Source organism: Limosilactobacillus difficilis, from assembly GCF_947387495.1.
Lineage (GTDB): Bacteria > Bacillota > Bacilli > Lactobacillales > Lactobacillaceae > Limosilactobacillus > Limosilactobacillus difficilis.
The window spans coordinates 1-330 of record NZ_CANDNU010000118.1; the positions used below are offsets into that span (position 1 = coordinate 1).

Here is a 330-nt window from a genome sequence, read left to right on the forward strand (position 1 = left end):
GATAGCGCGCTTGAGCCATACCCAGCATTAAATTCCAAACCTTGCGGTCATTACCAAACATTTGCCATAGCTGATCTTGCTGATGACTATTAGGGTACAAACGAAGTTTGACCCCTTTTATAATTGTTGCCATGATGTTTTCACCCCCTCTCATTAAGAAAGCTAATCTTTTACTTTTCTTTAGCCCGCTGATCGTTAATGTATTTAGCTACTGCGACTTCATTCACTGCTCCAATGCTTTCTACGTAGTAACTAGGCGACCACAAGTGTCGTCCTTGTCGTTTCCAATAGCTGTTTTTTAGTTCTGGACATTGGCGGAATAACTGATAT

Annotated in this window: 2 protein-coding genes; both read right to left on the minus strand. The window is 41.2% G+C overall.

Translation table 11 applies throughout. The features are described from left to right. Positions 1-133: helix-turn-helix domain-containing protein (locus QOR82_RS09200; RefSeq protein ID WP_283584429.1), on the minus strand; the 133-nt coding region annotated here is incomplete at its 3' end. A gap of 37 nt (positions 134-170) precedes the next feature. Next, on the minus strand, positions 171-330 hold a 160-nt coding region (locus tag QOR82_RS09205; RefSeq protein WP_283584430.1), incomplete at its 5' end, for a transposase.